Source organism: Intrasporangium oryzae NRRL B-24470, from assembly GCF_000576595.1.
In the GTDB taxonomy this organism is placed as follows: Bacteria; Actinomycetota; Actinomycetes; order Actinomycetales; family Dermatophilaceae; genus Intrasporangium_C; species Intrasporangium_C oryzae.
Genome location: NZ_AWSA01000099.1, coordinates 1 through 2,799, shown reverse-complemented (window position 1 = coordinate 2,799; position 2,799 = coordinate 1). Strand labels below are relative to the sequence as shown.

Here is a 2,799-nt window from a genome sequence, read left to right as displayed (position 1 = left end):
CGGGTTCGGCCGCCCGACCGGCCCGCGTACGCCCCGTGGTGGTCCCCGGCGACAGCGGTCCGGGCGACACCGCTCCGGGCATCGCGCATCGCACGGACACGGCCCCGATGACGGTCGCGACGCCCCCTGAGCCGTCGCCCCCGACCGAGCCGCCGGCCCCGATCCAGCCACCGACGCAGGTGCTGCCCGCGCAGGCGCCGCCGGAGCCCGGCGACCTGCCGACGAGCAGCCCGCGGGTTGACGAGGCGAAGGGTGACGACGAGTGACGACACGCGACCTCGTCTTCGTCGTCGTCGGCACGATCACCGCCGTGTCGGCCCTGCTCGCCGTGACGACGCGCCACGTCGTCCACGCCGCCCTCTGGCTGCTCGTCTCGCTCGGCTCGCTCGCCGGCTGCTATCTCGTCCTCGGGCAGGAGCTCGTCGGCCTCGTCCAGCTGCTCGTCTACGTCGGGGCGATCGTCGTGCTCGTCCTCTTCGCGCTCATGCTGACGCGCGCGCCGATCGGTCCGCAGTCCGAGATCAGCACCCCGGCCTGGCAGCGCGCCCTCGCCGTGGTCCTCGGCGGTGCCACCTCAGCGCTGCTCGCCGCGCTCCTGCTCCCGCTCCTCGCCTCGGCGCAGGTCGACCTCGACCGCCCCGAGACCGGCACGACCCAGATCGCGCAGGCCGTCTTCGGCACGTGGGTGTGGCCCTTCGAGCTCCTCTCGGTCCTGCTCCTCGTCGCCCTCATCGGTGCCTTCGCCGTCTCCCGCCTCGTCCTGCACCGAGAGGGGGAGGCCGCGTGATCGACCTCCAGCTCCCGGCGCTGCTCTCCGCCCTGCTCGCCGGCATCGGCGTCTACGGCGTCCTCGCGCGCCGCAACGCCGTCCTCGTGCTCATCGGCGTCGAGCTCATCCTCAACGCCGCCAACCTGCTCCTCGTCACCGCCGGGTCCCGCCCGGGCTCGCCGCTCGCCGCCGGTCCGGTCCTCACCCTCTTCGTCATCACGATCGCCGCCGCGGAGGTCTGCGTCGCGCTCGCCGTCGTGCTCGTGATGTTCCGCCGGTTCGGGCACATCGACCTGACCGCGGCTCCGGACCTGTCCGACGAGCCCGAGCCAGTGCGGGGTGACCATGCCCTTGCCGGTCCGGAGGCGGGGCGCACCGCGCTCGACGTCGCCGGCCACGGTGGGCACGGCGGGCACGGCGGCTACGGCGCCGCACGAGCAGACAGGGGGAGCGAGGTATGACCTGGGTCGTCCGCCTCATCGTCGTCGTCCCGGCCCTCGCGGCGCTCGCCGGGCTCCTCGTCCGGCGCAGCCAGGTCGCGGTCCGCGGTGTCGCCGTCGGCTCCGCCGCCCTGGTCACGGTCCTCGCCCTCGCGCAGTGGATCGCGCCGGTGCGCCGGGCCGACATCGGCGGCCTCGGCAGGCTGCCCCTCGCCGACCTCAACGTGCCGCTCCACCTGCTCTCCGACCGGCTCTCCGGGCTCGTGTCCTTCGTCGTCGCGCTCGTCGTCCTCGCCATCCAGGTCTTCACCGTCTGGTACCTCCGCGACGACCGCCGCTACGTCCAGTTCGCCGCGACCGTCTCGCTCTTCGCCGCCGGGATGCTCCTCGTGGTCCAGTCGGCCGACCTCGTGCTCACCCTCGTCGGCTGGGAGATCATGGGCTGGTGCTCGTGGCTGCTCATCGGCCACGACAGCGAGCGGGCGGCGGCCCGCCGAGCGGCATACAAGGCCTTCCTCGTCACGCGCGTCGCCGACATCGGCATGGTCGTCGGACTCATCGCCCTCGCGGTCCGGGCCCGGAGCACCGACCTGCTCGCGGTCCTGACGGCCTCGGGGGCCGACACGATGCTGATGATCGGCCTCGTCGGCGTCGTGATCGGGGTCGCGGGCAAGTCCGGGCTCTTCCCGTTCCACGACTGGCTCCCCGACGCGATGGAGGGCCCGACACCGGCCTCGGCCCTCATCCACGCCGCGACCATGGTGGCCGCGGGCACCTACGTCATCGCGCGCCTCTTCGCGCTCTACGCCGGCCAGGCCAACCACGACGGCGCCCGCACCCTGCTCGCCGTCCTCGCCGCCGTGACCATGGTGTATGCCGCCCTCCTCGCCTTCGCGCAGAGCGACATCAAGCGCCTGCTCGCCTACTCGACCCTGAGCCAGATCGCGATCATGATCGGGGCGCTCGCCGCCGCGCCCCTCGAGACCGGCCCCGGTCCGGGCATCTCCCATCTCGTCGGTCACGCGTTCTTCAAGGCGCTCCTCTTCCTCGGGGTCGGCTGGCTCGCGGCCCTCGTCGGGGTGACCACCGTCGCGGCCCTGCGGGGGCAGCTGCGATCACGCGGGGCGCTGCGATGGTCGATGGCGATCGGACTCGGCGCCCTCGCGGGGGTCCCGCCCCTCATCGGCTTCTTCACGAAGGACACCGTCATCGACGCAGCCCTGCAGGGTGTGGACGAAGGGGGCGGCTTCCGGGCCTGGGTCGTCGTCGTCGCGCTCTTCGTCACCGTCGCCCTGACCGCCGCCTACTGCATGCGTGCCTGGCTCCTCCTCGACACCCCGGCCGCCTCCACCGCACCGAACGAGTCGTTCGGGGTCGCAGGCCAGGGGCTCGAGCCCGCGGCCGAGGGGGGCGGACCGGGGCACGGGCACCACGCCCCCGTCACGCTGCCGGCCGCGCTCGCCGTCGCCGCGCTCGCGGTCCTCAGCATCGTCGGCACGCTCTTCCTGACGAGCCTGCGCGGCGCGCTCCACGTCGGCCTGCTCTCGGCGCTCCTCTCGCTCCTGCTCGTCGCCGGCGCCGCGGCCGCGG

Annotated in this window: 3 protein-coding genes and 1 pseudogene; all 4 read left to right on the top strand. The window is 73.9% G+C overall.

Annotated features, from left to right (window positions below):
• Positions 1-266 (top strand): annotated as a pseudogene (locus N865_RS23365) (hypothetical protein); the annotation flags it as partial.
• Complete coding sequence (locus N865_RS21145; RefSeq protein WP_034810254.1) at positions 263-787, top strand: NADH-quinone oxidoreductase subunit J family protein; 525 nt, start codon at positions 263-265, stop codon at positions 785-787. The pseudogene N865_RS23365 and the gene N865_RS21145, both read left to right, overlap by 4 nt.
• Positions 784-1,230: an NADH-quinone oxidoreductase subunit NuoK gene (gene nuoK / locus N865_RS21140; protein ID WP_084328446.1), complete on the top strand. Its 447-nt coding sequence runs from the start codon at positions 784-786 to the stop codon at positions 1,228-1,230. The genes N865_RS21145 and nuoK overlap by 4 nt, the downstream gene beginning before the upstream one ends.
• On the top strand, positions 1,227-2,799 hold a 1,573-nt coding region (locus N865_RS21135), incomplete at its 3' end, for an NADH-quinone oxidoreductase subunit 5 family protein (RefSeq protein ID WP_051511208.1). The genes nuoK and N865_RS21135, both read left to right, overlap by 4 nt.